This window comes from Devosia sp., assembly GCF_034675085.1.
In the GTDB taxonomy this organism is placed as follows: Bacteria; Pseudomonadota; Alphaproteobacteria; order Rhizobiales; family Devosiaceae; genus Devosia.
On sequence record NZ_JAUCDN010000401.1, the window covers coordinates 1 to 2,561 of the forward strand.

At 66.8% G+C, this 2,561-nt stretch carries 3 protein-coding genes; all 3 read right to left on the reverse strand.

Features of this window, described 5'->3' with window-relative positions:
- The coding region (locus VDP82_RS16915) for a molybdopterin-dependent oxidoreductase (protein WP_323015996.1) at nt 1-1,362 on the reverse strand (1,362 nt) is incomplete at its 3' end.
- A 43-nt stretch (nt 1,363-1,405) separates the two neighbouring features.
- Nucleotides 1,406-2,002, reverse strand: a complete 597-nt coding sequence (locus VDP82_RS16920) for a hypothetical protein (RefSeq protein ID WP_323015997.1) — start codon at nt 2,000-2,002, stop codon at nt 1,406-1,408.
- 231 nt (nt 2,003-2,233) lie between these two features.
- Nucleotides 2,234-2,548 (reverse strand): quaternary ammonium compound efflux SMR transporter SugE, encoded by a 315-nt coding sequence (gene sugE / locus VDP82_RS16925; RefSeq protein WP_323015998.1) that lies wholly within the window; start codon nt 2,546-2,548, stop codon nt 2,234-2,236.
- Nucleotides 2,549-2,561 lie beyond the last annotated feature (13 nt).

Sequence of the window (2,561 nt, forward strand, 5' to 3'; positions counted from 1 at the left end):
ATAGAGTACGCGGGTAGGGCCGCCGCGCGTATAATAGTCGTTGTGTTCGAGGAACATGGTGGCCGGCAGCACGATATCGGCCAGTTCGGCCGTTTCGGTCATGAACTGCTCATGCACCACCAGGAACAGGTCTTCGCGCGCCAGCCCCTTTCGCGCCAGCGTCTGGTCGGGGGCCACGGCAGCGGGATTGGTGTTCTGCACCAGCATGGCCTTTACCGGCCCGCCGCCCTTGAGCGCCCTGGCGTCGCCGGTGAGGATGGGGCCGATTTCCGACATGTCGAGCCAGCGCGGGTCGCCCTTTTGCATATGGGCGCCGGTGATGGCGGATTTATCCAGTTCCCAGGTGCCGGAATTGGAGTGCAGCGCCCCGCCGCCGCGATGCTGCCACGCCCCGGTCATGGCCGGGATGCACAGGGCCGCATGCATGGCGGTGGCGCCGTTGCGCTGGCGGGTGAAGCCATAGCCGAGGCGGAAATAGCTGGCCGGGGTGCTGCCCACCAGATGGGCGAAGCGCTCGATCTCCCCCACGCCGAGCCCGGTGATTTCGGCCGCCCATTCGGGTGTGCGGCTCTGCAGATGCGCCTCGAATTCCGGGCTGAAATCGGTGTATCGGGCCATATAGGCGCGGTCGGCCAGATTGTCGCGCAGCAGCACATGCATCACCGCCGCCGCCAGCGCCCCGTCGGTGCCCGGCCGCAGGATCAGCCCCAGATCGGCCTGGGCCATGGTGGCGGTCTCGTAGATGTCGATGACTACGATCCTGGCGCCCCGCTCCTTGCGGGCGCGCATGGCGTGGGTCATCACATTGACCTGGGTATGCACGGCATTGGTGCCCCAGATGACCACGCAGTCGCTTTCGGCCATCTGCTCGGGGCTGACCCCGGCCAGAAGCCCGGTGCCGACGATATAGCCGGGCCAGGAAATGCCCACGCAGATGGTTTCATACTGGCGCGAATAGCCCATGGCGGCGCGCAGCCGCCCCAGCCCGTCGCGCTGCACATGCCCCATGGTGCCGGCATAGAAATAGGGCCAGATAGCCTCGGACCCGTGCTCGGCTTCGATGGCGCTGAAACGCGCGGCGATCTCGTCCAGCGCCTCGTCCCAGCTTATGCGCTGCCACTGCCCCGCCCCCTTGGGGCCGATGCGGCGCAGGGGATGGAGCAGTCTTTCGGGGTGATGCACGCGTTCGGCATAGCGCGCCACCTTTTCGCAGATGACGCCGGCCGTATAGGGATCGTCCTTGGCGCCCCGGACGCGTCCGATGGTGCGGCTATCGAGGATGTCCACATCCAGCGCGCAGGTCGAGGGGCAATCATGCGGGCAGACCGAGCGGGCGGTGCGGATGGGAATGGGCTGGTTCATGCTCCAGACCTACTCCAGTCATCCGCACCGCTCAATGGTCCTGCTAAAGCGAGGCGAAGGCCCGCGTTGCGGTCTCGGCATTGCGGCGCGCGCGGTTTTCGGCGTGGTGGAACAGGTTCGCCGCCCCGCTGCTGAGGGGGGAGAAATGCACCCGCGCCCCGTTCCGCGCCTCTATGGAGACGCCCCAGCCCTGCCGCACCGCCTGCACCTCTCCCCAGCCGATGCGGGTGAAGCGCCCGAAGGCGCTACGATGTTCGAGGCCGGCGCCGTTCCAGCGCAGGCGCGGCGCCAGGCTGTGCAGCCCCACCCACAGGGCCAGGCCGGCCAGCAGCACGGCGACCAGGAAGGTGGCGCTCAACTGGGCGGCGTCGACATGGCGCGCCCTTCCGATGACGATCACGGCGGCCAGCAGCGCCGCCGCGAGCGCGCCCATGCCGTAGCAGGCGAAATACTGCCCCATGGAGGGGCGCAGTTCTTCCCAGCCGTCCACGGCCAGCCCCTCCTCGCTCTGCACCAGCCGCAGGGCGAGAAAGGCGGCGGAAAAGAACGCCGCCACGCCCGCCGCCCGGGCCAGCGGCAGCCCGGCCATGGCCGGCACATATTTGAGCAGAATAAGGGAAACGATCACGATGAGTGGCACAGCCACTTCCTGCCAGCGCAAGGGCACTTTGCTCTCCAAATAGTCGGGGGCCGGCGACGCGAACGGCGAATAGGAGAGAGTCTAGCAGGCCGAAGTGATTTGCCCGTTAACAAATTCGGGAGCGGCGCAGGTCGGCGGGAACCCGTGCGTTTTTGCAACAGGGGGCCGTTCACAAACTGAATCAAGGCGCTGGCGGGATGAATCCGGCCAGCGCCTCAACGTATTGAAAAATCAGCTCAAAACCTTGAGCCCGATAATGCCGGCAACGATGAGGCCGATGCAGGCCAGGCGGGCGGCGGTGGCCGGGTCGCCGAACAGATACATGCCCAGCAGCGCCGTGCCCACGGTGCCGATACCGGTCCAGACGGCGTAGCCGGTGCCCACCGGCAGGTCGCGCAGCGCCAGCCCGAGCAGCGCCACGCTGATGATCATGGCCACCAGCGTCAGCGCCGTCGGCACGATGCGGGTAAAGCCCTCGGTGTATTTGAGGCCGATGGCCCAGCCCATTTCGAATATACCGGCGATAGCGAGATAGACCCAGGCCATGGGATCGCTCCTT

Coding starts and splice junctions, on each gene's coding strand:
- sugE (WP_323015998.1), bottom strand. CDS start 2,548: ATGGCCTGGGTCTATCTCGCTATCGCCGGTATATTCGAAATGGGCTGG.